The organism is Nostoc sp. UIC 10630 (genome assembly GCF_010747425.1).
Lineage (GTDB): Bacteria > Cyanobacteriota > Cyanobacteriia > Cyanobacteriales > Nostocaceae > Nostoc.
The window spans coordinates 1-17,487 of the sequence record NZ_JAAGOG010000079.1; the positions used below are offsets into that span (position 1 = coordinate 1).

9 protein-coding genes are annotated in these 17,487 nt (G+C 40.3%); 6 read left to right on the forward strand and 3 right to left on the reverse strand.

The genetic code is table 11. The annotated features are described in order from the left end of the window. Positions 1-1,090, forward strand: a 1,090-nt coding sequence (locus G1O98_RS18890; protein ID WP_163930520.1) for a hypothetical protein, incomplete at its 5' end; no start/stop codon positions are given. Between the two features lie 511 nt (positions 1,091-1,601). Here the strand turns inward: G1O98_RS18890 and phoU are convergent. The 3 genes from phoU to G1O98_RS18905 are packed head-to-tail and all read right to left on the reverse strand — an operon-like array spanning position 1,602 to position 4,424. After that, on the reverse strand, positions 1,602-2,270 hold the full coding sequence (phoU, locus tag G1O98_RS18895) for a phosphate signaling complex protein PhoU (RefSeq protein ID WP_163930522.1): 669 nt from the start codon (positions 2,268-2,270) through the stop codon (positions 1,602-1,604). Between the two features lie 28 nt (positions 2,271-2,298). After that, entirely contained in the window at positions 2,299-3,618 is a 1,320-nt protein-coding gene (locus tag G1O98_RS18900; RefSeq protein ID WP_163930524.1) for an ATP-binding protein, read from the reverse strand. A 53-nt stretch (positions 3,619-3,671) separates the two neighbouring features. Continuing rightward, the gene (locus G1O98_RS18905; protein ID WP_163930526.1) at positions 3,672-4,424 is read right to left on the reverse strand and encodes a response regulator transcription factor; all 753 of its coding nucleotides are present in this window, start codon (positions 4,422-4,424) and stop codon (positions 3,672-3,674) included. A 466-nt stretch (positions 4,425-4,890) separates the two neighbouring features. On the opposite strand from G1O98_RS18905, the gene G1O98_RS18910 reads away from it, so the two are divergent. The 5 genes from G1O98_RS18910 to G1O98_RS18930 all read left to right on the forward strand — a co-directional run bounded on the left by G1O98_RS18910 (position 4,891) and on the right by G1O98_RS18930 (position 17,279). Beyond that, on the forward strand, positions 4,891-5,874 hold the full coding sequence (locus tag G1O98_RS18910; protein ID WP_163930528.1) for a hypothetical protein: 984 nt from the start codon (positions 4,891-4,893) through the stop codon (positions 5,872-5,874). Between the two features lie 53 nt (positions 5,875-5,927). Then, a complete protein-coding gene (locus G1O98_RS18915; protein WP_163930530.1) occupies positions 5,928-7,007 on the forward strand; it encodes a hypothetical protein in 1,080 nt (359 codons plus the stop codon). Between the two features lie 612 nt (positions 7,008-7,619). Further along, positions 7,620-10,916 carry a PAS domain-containing protein gene (locus tag G1O98_RS18920; protein ID WP_163930532.1) on the forward strand — a complete coding sequence of 1,099 codons (3,297 nt, stop codon included), beginning with the start codon at positions 7,620-7,622 and terminating at the stop codon, positions 10,914-10,916. A gap of 998 nt (positions 10,917-11,914) precedes the next feature. Continuing rightward, positions 11,915-13,624 (forward strand): fasciclin domain-containing protein, encoded by a 1,710-nt coding sequence (locus tag G1O98_RS18925; RefSeq protein WP_163930534.1) that lies wholly within the window; start codon positions 11,915-11,917, stop codon positions 13,622-13,624. A gap of 1,531 nt (positions 13,625-15,155) precedes the next feature. Next, positions 15,156-17,279 carry a pentapeptide repeat-containing protein gene (locus G1O98_RS18930; protein ID WP_163930536.1) on the forward strand — a complete coding sequence of 708 codons (2,124 nt, stop codon included), beginning with the start codon at positions 15,156-15,158 and terminating at the stop codon, positions 17,277-17,279. Positions 17,280-17,487 lie beyond the last annotated feature (208 nt).

Genomic DNA, 17,487 nt, shown 5'->3' on the forward strand with positions numbered 1-17,487 from the left:
GTATATACATTATGGTTTGATGTATTTAAATGGAATTAACCCTTTTCTGAATCCTGCAAGCACATTTACTTCAGAATTGTCTCCATTTCTTGTTTGGAAACAGACTTCTACTTATGGGCCTATATCTCAACTACTTTTTATATTTTCTGCCTTTTTCGTTGCAATTACTCCTAGTTTAGGAATTTATATATTTAAATTAATCTGTCTTTTATTCCATATATTAAATAGTTACTTAATTTGGGGGCATTTAAAAAACTCCCCTTATAAGATAAATGTGACAACTGCATATTTACTTAGCCCATTACTTCTGTATGAGCAGGTTACAAATGCCCATGTAGATGTCTTCATTTCTACCATTTTAATTATTTTGATAATATGCCTTAAAAACTATAATTATCTAGCTGCAATTGTTACAGCTTGGATTGGTTTTCTAATTAAAACATTACCAATTGTTTGGTTGCCTCTAATTTTTGTTTATTTGATTAAGCAACAACGTTGGAAAATTTTATTTAGTGCCATTTTTATCTCTGTAGCTATAATTTTTGCAACTTCTCTGATAGCTTTACCTTCAGTCGATGCTTGGACAAGCCTTTTCAATCCTGGCGTTAAAGACAGAGTAGGCGGTTCATTATATTCTTTGATTAAGAATGTACTAAGTTATAAAATTCTAAAACTTCCTGTAACTTTTCAAGCAACTGTATTCTCAACATTTAAACCTATAATCTTTTCTATATTTGTAATTTCTTATTTAATTATTCTGGTAAAACCATATTTGAAAAAAACATATTCTGCAACTAGTTTTAGTACAAATATAGGATGGATTACCTTAATATTATTTTTGTTTGCTGCTCCTTGGTATTGCTCTTGGTATTCCTCTGTGCTGCTGGCAATCGTAGCTTTAAATATAGATTCCAATTCAAAAAGATTCGTGATTACTAGCATCCTCTTTTGTAGTAGCAGTACTGTTTTTTACTATCTGCTACGAGGTATCCGACTGTACGATTTTTTAACGGTTTTACCAACCTTAGCAGTAATTATATTTTGGCTTGTACGTGATATCCAAGCTCTAAAAAAACCACTGAAAAACTGAATCAAAAGCTACAATTTTTATAATTAAACAGTAAATATTTTTCTATCTGCTCATACAGATTTATAATTATAATCGCTAATTTTGTGGTAATAATAATTAAAATTTCATGCCTATAATTTGCCAACTATAAAAGCCAAAAATTTTATTGTTCTTCACTACTTATTATGCCAAATCTTTGTAGGCTAAAACAGCCCTGTACTTAAAAATCTATACGTTACTCACATCTTTCTTTACAATCTTTTAACCTTTGTTTTGTAAACATCTGAGAGACTTAGGGATTAGGCATACTTGACAAATTCACGCTTAATATTCTTGCTAATACTGCGTTTTTATTGAGAATTAACGACTAACTAATCAAGGTTAGAAAAACAAAAGCGATCGCTATCGCAAATGTTAAGACAGATCCGGATAATGGATAGTCTTAAAAAGAGGGGAACTGAAATCAAGATCCACCCCATTTATCTGGGAGCTAGAGGTAGTGACTTTAGGCTGTTGACTAATGAACCGTCAATTAAGAGCGTTGACCGGTGACAATATATGCTACCCTCTGACCAATATTAGTTGCATGATCTGCCATCCGTTCTAGACAACGAATTGCCAGTGCTAGCAGCACAATTGGCTCGACTACACCGGGTACATCCCGTTGTTGGGCTAAAGTTTGATAAACGCGATCGTAAGCATCGTCTACAGTGTCATCTAGGTGCTTTAAACGGCGACCACCGCCTTCATCGAAATCTCCCAAAGCCTTCAAGCTAGTTGCTAGCATCGCCTGTGCGTGAAGGGACATGGCTTCAATTTCAGATAAACACGTATGAGGCGCATAAGGAAAAATTTTAATCGCAATCTCAGCTAAATCTTCAGCATAATCGCCAATGCGCTCTAAGTCTCGCACCAATTGCATAAAGGCACTCAAGCAGCGCAAATCTTGAGCCGTAGGCGCTTTCAGCGTCATAATCGCCGTACAGTCTGATTCGATTTGACGATAAAAGCGATCAATCTTTTTATCTAATAGAGGAAGTTCCTTTGCTGCTGTTAAGTTACGAGCAAATAACGCTTGGTGGCTGAGGCGAAATGATTGTTCTACCAAAGCACCCATGCGTAATACGTCCCGTTCTAAGCGCCTAATGGCGCGTGCTAGTTCGGGTCTTTGAGGATTGGAACCATAATGGACAGCTTTCACACTTGTTGTCTTAAAGGTGAAGATATTACTAACTATAGTCTTGGCTTAAGGAGTTTGCCATAACTTCAGGAAATTGAAGTTGCATCCACGCACCACCGGTTTCTGGATGGTTCATAGCTTTGATTGAGCCACCGTGGGCGATCAGAATTTGCTCAACGATCGCTAATCCTAATCCATTGCCAACGATCGCCCCGATGGAGTTACTATCTTGTGGGGAATGGGTTCGCGCCTTATCTCCTCGATAAAATCGCTCAAAAACGTGGGGTAAATCTGCCTCAGAAAATCCGACTCCAGAATCAATAAGATTTATTTCTAGAATTTGGGAAGTACCATCATGATTTTTTGTTGATAAGATTTTCGCTTCAACACGAATACTTGTAGAAGGAGGACTGTATTTAATACTGTTGTCTAGCAAGTTGAGAAAAACTTGGAAAATCCGGGCTTGATCTGCTTTAATCCAAAGATTTTCTGGGCCAGAATAAGAAAGAGATAGATGTTGGCGCTGTGCTAACGGTTCTAGTGTTTCCCAAACAGATGTAATTAGCGATCGCAATTCTACAGCTTTGGCTTGCAATTGCATGGTTGGGTTTGCTTCCATTTGAGTCAGGTCTAACCAGCTTTGCACTAAGTTAATCAGCCGATCGACTTCCTGCATCAAACGGTTAACCCAGCGATTTAGAGGTGGTTCCAAGCGGATTTGTAAAGTTTCCACCACCAAGCGAATTGAAGTTAAGGGGGTTCTGAGTTCGTGGGCTAAATCAGAAAAAGAGCGATCGCGTACTTGATTTATGTCTAATAGGGGTTGACGATTTTCTAAAAATACTCCTACTTGTCCATTAGGTAAAGGCAAACTAGATGCCCGCAAAGCTAGAGATTTGATTGTTGGCATCTCTGCCGCATCATCACAAGATGGATGAAATATCCATTCTCCCGCCTGTGGTTTTTGCCGATCGCGAGTTTGCTCAATTAAATGGTCAAGTTCGTAAGACCGTACTAACTCTAGTAGTAAACGTATTTCTTCTGGTTGCCACCTTTGCAGATACAAAATTTCCTGCGCCTGCCGATTACACCACAGCAGCTGATTTTCCTCATCTACCTGCAAATATCCCACTGGTGCAAAATCTAGCAAGTCTTGGTAAGTTTGCAATGATTGCTGCAAATCTTGCCGTTGCTGTTTCACCATCGCTATTTCCTGCCATAAACCAGGAATCAGCAGCAGTCCCTTCTTGTCAGAATGCGAGGTTAACGGTCGGAATAAGCGCCCCAGGTAGCGGTTAAGTTGAACCTGTTGCCAAATCCAAAACCCAATGCCTACTGCTAAACCCAGAAAAAATCCCAATAAAAGCATTTGAGTTGTTAGTTTGTTGGTGACTACTAAAAACTAACAACTATCTAAACTAATTATCCAAACCTATAGCCAAAACCTCGTACAGTCACAATATATTCGGGATGACTGGGGTCTTGCTCTAATTTTTCGCGCAACCAGCGAATATGAACGTCTACAGTTTTACTATCACCAACGAAATCTGGCCCCCAAACCTGATCTAGTAATTGTTCCCGCGACCATACCCTCCGGGCGTAACTCATAAACAATTCCAGCAAGCGGAACTCTTTAGGTGAAAGGCTCACCTCTTGACCACGAACCAGCACCCGACATTCTTGAGGATTCAAGGTAACATCTTTGAATTTTAATACTGGTAGTTGTGGTAAATTACTTAGGCGTTGGCGGCGGAGTAAAGCGCGACAACGAGCTACTAACTCACGCATACTAAAAGGTTTGGTCAGGTAGTCATCTGCTCCCACCTCCAACCCCAGAACGCGGTCAGTTTCACTACCTTTAGCACTGAGCATTAAAATCGGTACTGGGTTTCCTTGATGACGCAGCAAACGGCATATATCTAGCCCATTGATTTGCGGCAGCATCAAATCAAGAATGATCAAATCAAAGGGAACTTCCCCTGAGTTGGTTTCAAAACTTTTGAGATACTCTATAGCAGATCGCCCATCGGGTGCAGTTACCACCCCGTAACCTTCTTCTTCCAGGGCTACAGCTAGCATTTCCTGGATTAATTCTTCATCTTCTACTACTAGAATACGGCTGGTTTGTCCAATTTCCGTTCTGGCAGAGTATTTGGTCGATTCAGTGGTATACATTGATATCACAAAAGTCTGGGACTGTGCTTGTATCAATTAGCATGATTAAACTTATTATCTCGCCTTAGGGCTACGGCGCTTGTGCTAGGGTTAATTCTTTTAGATTTTCTTTACAAAAAGTAATACATTCAACATCATTCTCCTAAATCACCATGATTGCCAGCTTTTAATACTTTGTTGGGTGGCGCAATTATATAAAGCATTATCTTGACAAAAAGAGATAAGGTTAGGTATATTTATCTTAGTACAAAAGTACTAACAAATCTCAAAGGGAAAACTATAACTGAAAAATAGAAGGACATAACTGTGGAAAATTCGTACCACCTAAGTGTCCTATGTCGATCAATTCAGTATTTCCACTGCGTTAAAAATGTTGATTTAAAGGCTACTCTGATGTCTGCATAGGGTAGTCATTGGTATGGCTTGCTACCCAATAAATCATTTGCCTATTGAAGGGAGTTGGAAGATGACTACAGTTGGAGTCAAGGACAGCAAACAACAACTAATGCAAGCATTTCAACAAATTATTATCCAAAGAAAAAAGCTGGAATCTAAAATAGCAACCAAACAAGAGGAAGCAGACAAGGCAAAAAGTCAAGAAATTCTGCAAGCAGCTTCTGCATATACGGTTGATAGTATTGTCAAAGGTTTAGCTGATTTACAATTGGAGTTTGGCAGTATTCTCAATGCGTTATCTGAAAAACTAGCTCAGGAAAATTCTAAGTTAGATGAATTGAACCGAGCTATAGAAATTGAAACTCAACGCTTACAAGAGCTTCAACAAATCAGAGTTGTAGCGGATACTCTAGACATTTTAAGTCAAGAACACCAAGAAAAATTAAAAACCCTAGAGCAAGATACTATCAGCAAAAGGGAAGCACTAGAAAAAGAAATTACAATTAGGCGGAAAGAATGGCAAAAAGAGCAAGCTGAGTATGAAGAAAAACTCCAAGAGTATAACGATTTATTAGTCAAAGAGCGCCAGCAAGAACAAGAAGAATCTCAATATAAGTTAGAAACGACTCGTAAACTCAATACAGATAGCTACGAAGCGATAAAGCGCCAACAAAAAAGAGAAATACAAGAGAATTCTCAAAAGAAAAATAAAGATTGGGCACAACGAGAAAAGATATTCGCTGAACGCCAACCACTGTTTGCAGACTATGAGCAAAAGGTAACTACATTTCCTAACGAACTGGAAGAAGCCGTTAAGAAAGCTAGAGAAGAAGCAATTAAAGAAACAAGCCAAAAAGCTAAGATTGAGGCTGATTTATTTGAGAGAGAATGGGAATCTAACAAACAGAGTTATGAACAAAAAATTCAATCTCTGGAAGAAACAATTAAGAAACAGTCTGAGCAAATAGAAGGTATCTCTGCTCAATTGCAAACTGCATTAAAACAAGCACAAGACTTAGCTATGAGGGCTTTTGGTAGTTCAAATCCTAAATAGTTACGAGTCTGTAGCATCTTAACCATTTTTAATTCCTGAAGAGGAGGTTTGTTGTGGTGGTGAAAAAGCCGACTGATAAGAATACTAAAGTAGAAATTCTTCAGGCGTTTGAGGAGTTAGCTAAAGAAAAAGCAGCACTAAAATCGGAACTTGAAAAAGTTGCCAAAGAAAGCCAGTCTGGAACAAAAGAACAGCCTAAATTAGAACAAAAAACAGCTATGAATCAGCTTTCGAGTGTCCAACAGAAGATGAACAATACAATTGAAAGCTTGGCAAAGATTCAATTAGGTTTTGGCAGTGCTGCTAATGAATTATCGGAACAGCTAACCACAAAAGCCTCTAAATTGGAAGAAATCAGGCGAAATTTAGAAGAAGAAATCCAACAATTAACACAGCTGCACAATTTAGAAATTTCTGATGATATCTTGGATACTCTCATCCAATCTTATGAAGATAATACGAAAGCTTATCAGGAAGAATATAACCAGCGTTCTGAAGTGTTATTCCAAGAAATACTAGAACAAAGAAATATTTGGGGAAAAGAACAGGAAGAACAGCAACGGGCTATAAAAGAACGGAATGAAAACTTGAAGAAAACTCGACAACGCGATGCTTCAGAGTATAAATATAATTTAGAACTCCAACGACAACTGCAAAGTGACGAATACGAACAAGAGCAGAAAGCACTATATAAACAACTAGAAGAATTACTACAAGACACAGAGAAACAGTGGGCTGAACGAGAGAAAGCAATTTCTGAGAGAGAGAAACAATTTGAAGAATTAAAAGCGAAAGTAGAGGCTTTCCCGAAAGATAAAGAAGCAGCTATCAAAAAAGCTACAGAAGAAGGCAAAGGCATTGCCCATTACCAGGCGAAAGTAAAATCAGATTTATATTCTAAGGAAGTAGAAGGGCAAAAGCGTTTCTATGAACAAAGGCTGCAATCTCTAGAACAAACTATTACTAATCAAGAGACGCGGATTCAAAATCTTTCTAAACAACTTGAATCTGCTCTCAAGCAAGTTCAGGATTTGGCAGTTAAAGCTATTGAAGGGACTTCAAATGTTAATTCATATCAGGCTATTAAAGAAATAGCTTTAGAACAGGCAAAGACTCAAGCGAAAAATAAATAATACCGATTATTTTTGACGTTGTATAGAACAAGGGGCTTAAGCTTCTTGTTTTATCAAGGTTGATTTTGTGCCGCTTCCCATAGAATTGGTATAAGCTGATTTATTTTTATGAAAAGTGTAGAGACTTAATTGAAATTAAATCTCTAAAACTGACTATAAAGCTTTTATTCGGTTTTCTTTGGTTTTTTGATGTCTGGGGGAGGTTGTAGTTTCCTTTTTTTTGTTCCAGTAGCCTGTGTTTGCTGAAATGCTTGATTAGAATTTGGCTCTTGACTAGACATAATACTAAATTTTAAAATCTCCGACAATATTATCTACATCACGGGTATTGTAGATTACAGAAATATATCACAAGAAATTTAAATTTTTAACTAAAAACTACTACATAATGTTGAGCGTGTAATAATCATCACGTTATCTATACTTGAGGTTGATTCGGCATAACCTTAATACCCTTCTCTGGATAGCTTTCTAAATTTAGACTTATCGGCAACTGGGAAAGCCGACTAGATAGTAATATTTTGCCTAAAAATGGAAGAAATAAGGCTAAAATTTATGTAAGTACAAGCCACTGAATCTTAAATTAACTTTAAATTTATTTAACTTTACAGAATGCCAGACGCGGAAAAGTCCCAAAACCAGCTGGCTAATGAAAAGCTGCTGCATCGGCAAGTTAGTAAAAAAGCAAATTATTCGCTCTTAGCCAGTGGAGAAGAGGGAATGGTGCTTCAGTTGGCGGATGGTACTATCCAGGCTTGCAGTACAGCTTGCGATCGCATTTTGGGACTAACCACAGAACAACTTGTAGGGCAGAACTTGCTCGATTCCAAGTGGCAATTTCTTCATGAAGATGGCTCTCCTTTACCTAACGAAACTCACCCAGCGATCGCTGCTCAGAAAACAGGTAAACCTTGCTTAAATATGGTGTGTGGCTTTTATAAGCCAAATGGTCAGCTAGTCTGGCTATCGTTGTCTTCACAACCTCTGTTCCAAGGTGGAATAGACACTCCCTTTGCGATCATCACAACTTTTTCGGATATTACAGAATTTAAGCACGCACAACTTGAGGAAAAATGTAACTGTACTGAAGATATTCAACAAGTTGAAGAAGAAAGTTGGTTGCAGCCAGAGGCTGAGAGTATTGTTCCTCTTGCCTCTCTTGTTGATGCAAATGAATCTCAGATACTGTGGGATAGTCAACGTTTGTTCCAACAAATTGCTGGTACTCTGCCGGGGATACTTTACATATATGACCTCATAGAGGAGCGAAATTCTTATGTTAATTACGAAATTGCTCAAGGTTGGGGCTACACACCAGCAGAAATCCAGGCAATGGGAAAGGATTTATTTACCCAACTTCTGCACCCTGAAGATTTAGCTCAACTCCCTACTTATTTTGAAAGATTTAATTCTGCCCATCCAGGCGAAGTCCTCAGTTTTGAGTACCGCATTCGACATGTTAATGGAGAGTGGCGTTGGTTTTGTAGCTATGACACCGTATATAGCAGAACTGTTGAGGGATTCCCGAAATATCTTTTAGGCATTGCTTTTGATATTACAGAGCGACGACACATAGAAATTTCACTGCGGCAAAGTAACGAAAGGTTTGAGCTAGCAGCTGCGGCGGTTAATTGCTTAATCTATGACTGGGAAATTCACAGAAGTAGTGTGGAAAGAACTCAGGGTTTAACCCAGGTTTTTGGCTACACACAACAAGAAGCTGAACCTACCTTCGAGTGGTGGCAACAACTTATCCATCCCGATGACCAACAAAGAGTTAATGACCAGTTCATGGCTAGTATGGCCAATGGCAACCGTTATAGTATTGAGTATCGAATCCGTCACAAAGATGGCCGCTATTTATGGGTGCAAGACCAGGGTTTTGCTGTCCGGGATACCAATGGTCAGGTAGTTAGGGTCGTTGGTGCTAGTACTGATATTACCGAACAGCAAGCTATACTGCGCGATCGCCAGCAAATTGAAACAAACCTGCGCGAGAGTGAAGAACGAATTCGGTTAGCCACTTCTGCTGCGGAACTGGGTATGTGGTTTTGGAATATTACCAGCAACGAGTTAGTTTGGACAGAGAAATGTAAGGAGCTATTTGGACTAGGCCCAGAAGTCGAAATGAGCTATGAGCTTTTCCTCAACTGCATACATCCAGAAGATCGTCAACGCCTCAATGAAGCGATCGCTCGTTGTTTTCAGGAAAAGGTTGAGTATGACATTGAATACCGCAGTCTTTGGTCTGATGGTAGCATTCATTGGATTGCTGCTAAAGGTCGTGTCTTTTACGAAGCCGACGATCAGCCAGTTCGGATGATGGGTACTGCTCAGGATATTACTGAGCGCAAACAGATAGAAAATGATTTGCGCCAACGTGAAACTCAATTAAGGCGCTTAGTTGATTCTAATATTATTGGCATTATGTTCGCGACACCAGACCATATTACTGAGGCGAACGAGGCTTTTTTAGAAATGGTGGGTTATACGCGAGAGGAATTATTAGCAGGTAAGGTACGCCGAAAACAGATGACTCCACCGGAATATCACGCTCTTGATGAGCAGGGGATAGAGCAACTTTTAACGGTTGGAGTATGTAATCCTTTTGAAAAAGAATATATCCGCAAAGATGGTTCGCGCATTCCTATACTAATTGGTGGTGCTTTGGTAGAGAAAGATCCGCCATCTTGGATCTGTTTTATTCTGGACTTAACTCCAAGGAAGCAATTAGAAAAGACACTTAGACAGCAAGCAGAGGAACTCAAACAGGCAAACCGAAACAAAGATGAGTTTCTCGCCATTCTCTCCCACGAATTGCGATCGCCCCTCAACCCAATTTTAGGCTGGTCATCGCTACTCAAAAGCCGCAAATTTAATGAAGCTACTACCAATCGGGCCTTAGAAACCATCGAAAGAAATACTCAATTGCAGATTCAATTAATTGATGAGTTGCTGGATGTATCCCGAATTATTCGCGGTAAGTTGAACCTGACTTTTGCCACTGTTAACCTAGCATCTGTAATTGATGCTGCATTAGAAACAGTCCGGTTAATCGCAGAAAGCAAATCCATTCAGATCAAAATACAGCTTGACCCTAATGTTGGTAAAGTGTCAGGCGATTATTATCGCCTACAGCAAGTTGTAGGGAATTTACTCTCGAATGCTGTCAAGTTCACTCCCCCTAACGGATTTGTGGAAATCAGCCTCTCTTCAAGTGTGGAATTGACTTCCCACTCAGCACTGATTCAAGTTAAAGACACTGGACAAGGGATTTCCCCTGAATTCCTCCCCCACGTATTTGAATATTTTCGTCAAGCTGATAGCAGTACAACCAGAAAATTTGGCGGGCTGGGATTGGGATTGGCAATAGTTCGCAACCTGGTAGAGCTGCATGGTGGAACTATAACAGCAGCTAGTGCAGGAGAAGGACAGGGAGCAATTTTTATTGTGAGACTGCCTGTGATGAAAGAGATTAGGGGAGATGAGAAAACTGGGGGAGGTAGAGAGAAACTTAACTCGTTAGCGATCGCTGGACTACGGGTATTGATTGTTGATGATGATGCTGATACACGGGAGTTTTTGCACTTCTTCCTACAACAGAATGGGGCACTAACAACTGTTGCAGCATCGGTAACTGAGGCGCTGGCTGTCATAGTCAAGACCATACCTGATGTATTAATCAGTGATTTAGGAATGCCAGAGATGGATGGCTACAGCCTGATTAGGCTGCTCAGAGCTATGCCAAAGGAAGAGGGAGGGGAAATTCCGGCGATCGCTCTTACAGCTTATGCGGGAGAAAGCGATCGCGATCGAGTTCTAGCAGCTGGTTTTCAGAAACATATTGCCAAGCCAGTACAACCAACTGAATTAATAACCTCAATTGCAGATTTGCTAGGTCAAAGATAAGTAACACTTGTGACTGGCTCAAAATGCGAAGAGACGTTACACTTCTCTGAAATTCAAATAGGACTTACGCAAACAATAGCCGAAACCTTTATTTTCAGGTAGGGGTAATTTATAAATTGCCCTTACGCTTGCAATACTTTTCGGGTTTTGGGGGAAAGGGGAAAGGGTGTGAATTTCCCTTTCCCCATTGCCCTTTAACCTTTCCCCAGACCAAAAGAGAGATTATTGGGTTTAACCGAAAAGTATTGCTTACGCGTGTAGGTTTGCGTGACTCTTATCAAAAATCCTAGTTTATCCTTGGATTGATTTTCATAAAATTGTCTTTTGCAAAAGAATAATTCCGAGGTAAAAATCTTGGCGCAATCATGCCCCAAATCTTTGATTGCGATCGCTAATTTCCAGTCTAGTATTAGAATTTTTTCTATCAAGGACAACTATCTAAAGAGTGAAAGTTTTTGATCGTAATCTAGCCATTAGTTAGTTGTATAATCTCGATTAAAGGCTAATAATACATCATATCGTCAACATACATTGCTACTTCTTAAACCTTGTTAAAGATCGTGATGCATTGAGCTTGACGGTATTAACCCTCGTCGGCAATTATAAAGAAACGGCTATTGAAAGCCAATTTTCTTACTGCTTGATGGCGATTTTAGAACTGAGAAAATCGTCTACCTGCACTAATGATATTTATTCTTGCAGCGTAGGATATTACCACAGAATCACTGATTATCGTTATTAGTGTTATCTGCGGTTATTTAAAAATCAAATAGGAATATAATACTATTTGTGGTGAATATTTGGATAAATGTGATGAGATGTCAGAGCAGCTACTCATAATGTCCAACATTTTGATTTTCCAGAGTTAACGGTTGTATTTGGGCTTCCCATCCATAATCGATGTAAACCAAGCACTCATCTGGATATTTGTATTAACTTAACCTTGCACCCAGTATTTTCCAATAGTCAATCCAAGAATTTCAAAAGAGGATATTTCTATGTTTAGTTTTTTTCGTTGGCCATCAGCAAGGGTTGCTTTACTAGTTCTGGGAATGACAGCTGCTACAATAACTCCCATCGTAATTTCTACCCCAGCTTCATCTCAAAATACCGTTCCATCTGAGACAACACCATCCCCTACAACACCATCCCCTGCAACACCATCTCCGACTTCAACAGTTAACTTATCTGATGTTTCCTCAGATTATTGGGCGCGTCCCTTCATTCAAGCCCTAGCTGACAATAATGTGATTGCTGGCTTTCCTGATGGCAGCTTCAGACCAAATCAAGCCGTGACTCGTGCTGAATTTGCTGCCCTGATTCAAAAAGCTTTCCCTAACCAAAACCGAGTTCGGCAATTAAGCGCAGGTGGATTTCGTGATGTTCCTGCTGGCTATTGGGCATCTTCTGTAATTCAGTACGCCTACGAAACTGGATTTTTGGCAGGCTATCCTGGGAACGTGTTTTCGCCAAATCAACAAATACCCAAGGTACAGGCGATCGTTGCTTTAACAAGTGGTTTGGGCTTAACTGCTAGTAACACTGGAGCCAGTACTGACCTCAGCACCTACTACACCGACGCTTCAAGTATCCCGCAGTATGCCATTGCCAGTGTTACTAGTGCAACACAATCTAATATTGTTGTTAATTACCCAGATGTAAAACAACTCAATCCCCAACAAACTTTAACTCGTGCTGAAGTTGCGGCACTCTTATATCAAGCTTTGGCTAAACAGGGACGAGTACAACCCATTGCTAGCAATCTTCCAGCTAGTCAGTATATTGTTGGTGGGACTCAAACTGGTAGCGATATTGTAACTCTTGCTTCATCCAGTAGTTCTCTTACAACTCTGACTTCTTTATTAAAGGCAGCCGGCTTAACAGATGTTCTTCAACAGCCAGGCCCTTATACAGTCTTCGCTCCCACAGATCAAGCATTTGCTGCTCTACCTGCTGCTACCTTACAGCAGTTACAGCAACCAGAAAATAGACAAGCATTGATTAAGATTTTGACATACCACGTGGTTCCTGGTGCAGTCACTTCTAGTCAACTCGCGGCTGGGGAACTGCAAACTGCTGAAGAAAGACCTGTAAATATTCAAATCGATCGCGCTAGCAATCAAATCTCAGTCAATAATGCCAGAGTTATCCAGGCGGATGTTAAAGCTAGCAATGGTGTTATCCATGCAATTAACCAAGTCCTTGTCCCGCCTGATGTTAACATCAGTCAGTTAAATCAACCACCAACAGGGAATACAGATGGAACAACGCCTACTGTTACACCAGGTAGAACTACTCTTGGTGGCCCTAGCTATATCGGGGTTGCTGGTAACATTGGTTTGAGCGGCAACGATACAGCTTTGAGCGATGGTAACTTTGCAGTAATCAGTAAAATTGGTTTGACACGCAATATCTCAGTGCGACCATCAGTGCTATTTGGGGATGATACAGTGTTTTTGGTTCCCTTGACTTTGGATTTTACCCCTCGTGCCTCTGCTGATGTCGGCGACAGAACCTTCTTTATATCTCCTTATATAGGTGCTGGTGTAGCGATCGAAGCTAATCTCGATACTGACTTTGGATTACTGCTAACTGGTGGTGTAGACATTCCTCTCGGTTCTCGATTTACATTAAATGGCGCTGTAAATGCTGCTTTTATGGATCAAACTGATGTAGGGTTACAACTAGGACTTGGCTACAACTTCTAAGTCAATATAGAATTAGATCCCCCTAAATCCCTCTTAAAAAGGGGGACTTTGAGGGATTTTTGTCCCTCTTAAAAAGCTACGGTGTACACATATCTCTGTACAAAAACAAAATGTTGTAGATCCTCCTAAATCCTTCTTAAAAAGGAGGACTTTGACTCCGGTTCCCCCTTTCTCAAGGGGGGTTAGTGGGGATCTAAAAGTGCCTAAAGTCACAGCGAAACACTTTTCAAACAACCTCTAAGACTTTGAAAACACGCCCTAGTCCTATAAATAAAAAAGAGTGGGAGGAAGCATATCAGTCAGCTTTCAAACTCCCACTCTGCCATTTGCTGCTGAAGTGAACAGGAATGTATACAGACGTTGCCCGTTATTTAGGGGCTAATGCGTATCTCAACAACAACGTCCATACATATTTAATATTCCTGTTGCAGCAAAGGCCAAACCTAATTATTGATATTTATCTGCTGATAAAAATACTCTGCAAATAATTTAGTAGAGATAGTTTCTTGGAAATCATTTAGTAAATAAATAGGGTTTTACAAAATTAATTTGCTTCTATGGTAGTCCCTGATAAAAACCCTTGAAGTCGTTTATCTTCGTACAATTTAACTTGGGTAATTAGAATGTGGTTGCCATTTTGGCAGGTTTTTAAATTTTCTAATTGGGGTATTTTTTTGCTTTAGCAGAGTTAAAAACTTGAGGCTTGAGGGGTTTTACCCCCTATTTATTAAGCAGCAGTATTATGGAATTTGCTAATAGCGTTTAACTGTCATAATGATACAAATACCTTGGTAAGGGCATAGTCAAATTCAGAGGATGTTTGAAAAGTCTTTTTGTCAGTATCAAAAGTTTTCGATCCTTCTAAATCCCCATTATCAAGGTAAATTTTGATTTCGCTTCCTGCCTTTTTAAGAGGATGTTTTAAAAGTGTTTGGCTGTGCTTTTAAGTACTTCTAGATCCCCCCTAGCCCCCCTTAAAAAGGGGGGAACCGGAATTAAAGTCCCCCTTTTTAAGGGGGATTTAGGGGGATCTGAACTTTTGATACCCATAAGGGGACTTTTAAAACATCCTCTAAGGGATGTTGGAGGGGATCTAAAAGTGTTTAAAGTCACAGCAAAATAGTTTTCAAACAACCACTAAGGTTAAAAGGGCGGTTAGAAAATGGTATAAGACTTCGTTAACAAAGCTTTGAGGTTCATTAATGAGCCTTTGAACTCCGTTAACGAAGCTTTGATACTCGTGAACGAGGCTTTGAACTCCGTCAACGAGTCTTTTATACTCGTGAATGAGTCTTTGAACTCCGTTAACGAGTCTTTTATACTCGTCAACGAGTCTTTGAACTCCGTTAACGAGCCTTTTATACTCGTGAATGAGTCTTTGAACTCCGTTAATGAGTCTTTGATACTCGTGAACGAGCCTTTTATACTCGTGAACGAGACTTTGAACTCCATTCATGAAAAATATCTAACCATTCTTAAATTTACAGGGGTGAGCGTGTAGTAAAATTTGCTCACCTCTGTAAAGTGGAACATGGCTTTAGACTTCTCCGGTCAAAATCTTCGAGGACGCAACTTCAAAGGTAGACAAGACCTTGCGGGTGCAAACTTTAGCTATGCCGACATCCGAGGGGCAAACTTCACCAATGCCAACCTGACAGGAGCAAACTTCAGCCACGCCAAAGCTGGACTGCAACGTCGTTGGGCAATTCTCTTAGTTTTTGTTTCATGTTTGTTGTCGGGACTATCAGGATTTGTCTGGTCTCTCAATGGTTATTTGGTATCACTAATATTTAACCAATCCAGCTTACATAATCAAATCGTGGGCTGGACTACCTTAATTTTATTAATTGCCTTCTTTTTGACCACAATTCACCAAGGAGTAGGAACCTTAGCCGGAGCCGTAGCCTTTGTTATAGCCGGAGCCGTAGTCTTCGCCACAGCTGTAGGTACAGCCGTAGTCTTAGTTGGAGTCAGTGGCGAAGGCATCAGTGGGTCTGTAGCCGGATCTGGAGCTGGAGCCTTAGCTTTAGCTTTCGCTGTAGCTGGGTCTGTAGTTGGATCTGGAGCCTTAGCCGGAGCTTTTGCCATAGCCAAAACCGGAGCCGCTCTTTTCGCCGGATCTTTTGCTATAGCCGGAACTGGGGCTGTATTTCTAGCTATATTCGGAGTATTAACCTTTCTAGGAGGTGCAGACTTCAATATAAGAATAAGTGTAACAAATGCAGCTGGAGCCTTAGTTTTAGACGGATCTGGAATTTTACTTAGCATTTACATTAGTTGGCGAGCAATGAAAGGAGACGAAAAATATTCCTTGGTTCATAATCTTGCGATCGCCTTTGCTGCAACAGGAGGTACAAGTTTTCGTGGTGCTGACTTAACCAATGCTGATTTCACCCAAGCCACACTCAAAAGTACAGATTTCCGAAACACTATTCTTATCTGTAGCCGTTGGCATCAAGCCAAAATGCTTGACCGTGTTCGTCCTGGTTCAACTTATCTGCAAAACTCACAAGTACGTCAACTGCTAGTTACAGGACAGGGACAAGACAACAACTTTGACCGTGAATATCTGCGGGGTATCAACTTACAAAAAGCTAACCTAGCAGATGCCAGCTTTATTGGCGCTGACCTCAGTGAAGCAAACTTGCAAGATGCCGATTTGTCAAGAGCAAAGCTCAAGCAAACGCAACTAGACGACACAGATTTAACAGGTGCAACACTCACGGGCGCTTACATTGAAGATTGGGGCATTACAAATACAACTAAATTGCATGGGGTGAGGTGTGAATATGTCTTCATGCGCTTACCCACCAAAGAAGATCCTGACCCCCTCCGCAAACCTGATAATAAACAAGAGATATTTGCAGACGGAGATTTTGCCGACTTTATCAAGCCAATTTTTGACACCCTCGACCTTTACCATAATCAAGGCGTTGACCCTCGTGCTGTTGCCATAGCTTTCAAAAACCTCGCCCAAAACCATCCCGAAGCCGAGTTAGAAATCGTGGCAATGGAGAAACGCGGCGATGATAAAATCTTGCTCAGAGCCAAAACCGCCGCAGGGAGCGATAAATCTCAACTGAGTGCAGAATATTTTGATGATTATAATCAACTCAAAGCTTTATCGCAGAGTCAGCAATTATTGCTGGTAGAAAAAGATAAGCGCATTATTAGTTTAGAAAATATGGTAGATACTGCTCTCAAGCAGCCGAAATTTTATACTCAAGGAGATACAAATATGTCAGATATCAGCGGCATCAATATTGAAGGCAGCAGTAATGTTAGCGGTATCGCTGGCAATAATTCTATTGCTAATCTAGGAACCATTAGCGGTAACGTGAGTATTGCCCTCAATCAGTTACCTGATTCAACTGATGCCGAGAAACCAGGAATCAAAGAATTATTGTCGCAGTTGCAAGATGCAATCATCCAATCTACGTATTTGTCAGAAGAAGACAAAGCCGAAGCGCTAGAACAGGTGAACAGTTTGGCAGAAGCGGGTAAAAGTCCCCAAGAACCGACTAAGCAAAAGACGGCGAAGACAGCTATCACCATGTTGAAAGGGATATTTCCTGGCTTACCTGCGATCGCATCACTGGTTGAAGCTGGTAATAAATTATTGCCTGCGATCGCAAAACTATTCGGTTTGGGATAAGAGGTTGTTTGAAAAGTAGTTAGCTGTGATTTTAGGCACTTATTGATCCCCCCTAACCCCCCTTAAAAAGGGAGGAACCGGAATTAAAGTCCCCCTTTTTAAGGGGGATTTAGGGGGATTTAGGGGGATCTAAAACTTTTGTTACCGAGAAGAGGACTTTTCAAACAACCTCTAAGCGCGTTGTTCCAGCAAAGATACGATCAATACT

What these genes read in the sequence shown, in the direction of transcription:
- G1O98_RS18910 (WP_163930528.1), top strand. Translation starts at nt 4,891, where the DNA reads ATGACTACAGTTGGAGTCAAGGACAGCAAACAACAACTAATGCAAGCA.
- G1O98_RS18925 (WP_163930534.1), top strand. Translation starts at nt 11,915, where the DNA reads ATGTTTAGTTTTTTTCGTTGGCCATCAGCAAGGGTTGCTTTACTAGTT.
- G1O98_RS18905 (WP_163930526.1), bottom strand. Translation starts at nt 4,424, where the DNA reads ATGTATACCACTGAATCGACCAAATACTCTGCCAGAACGGAAATTGGA.
- G1O98_RS18920 (WP_163930532.1), top strand. Translation starts at nt 7,620, where the DNA reads ATGCCAGACGCGGAAAAGTCCCAAAACCAGCTGGCTAATGAAAAGCTG.
- G1O98_RS18930 (WP_163930536.1), top strand. Translation starts at nt 15,156, where the DNA reads ATGGCTTTAGACTTCTCCGGTCAAAATCTTCGAGGACGCAACTTCAAA.
- G1O98_RS18900 (WP_163930524.1), bottom strand. Translation starts at nt 3,618, where the DNA reads ATGCTTTTATTGGGATTTTTTCTGGGTTTAGCAGTAGGCATTGGGTTT.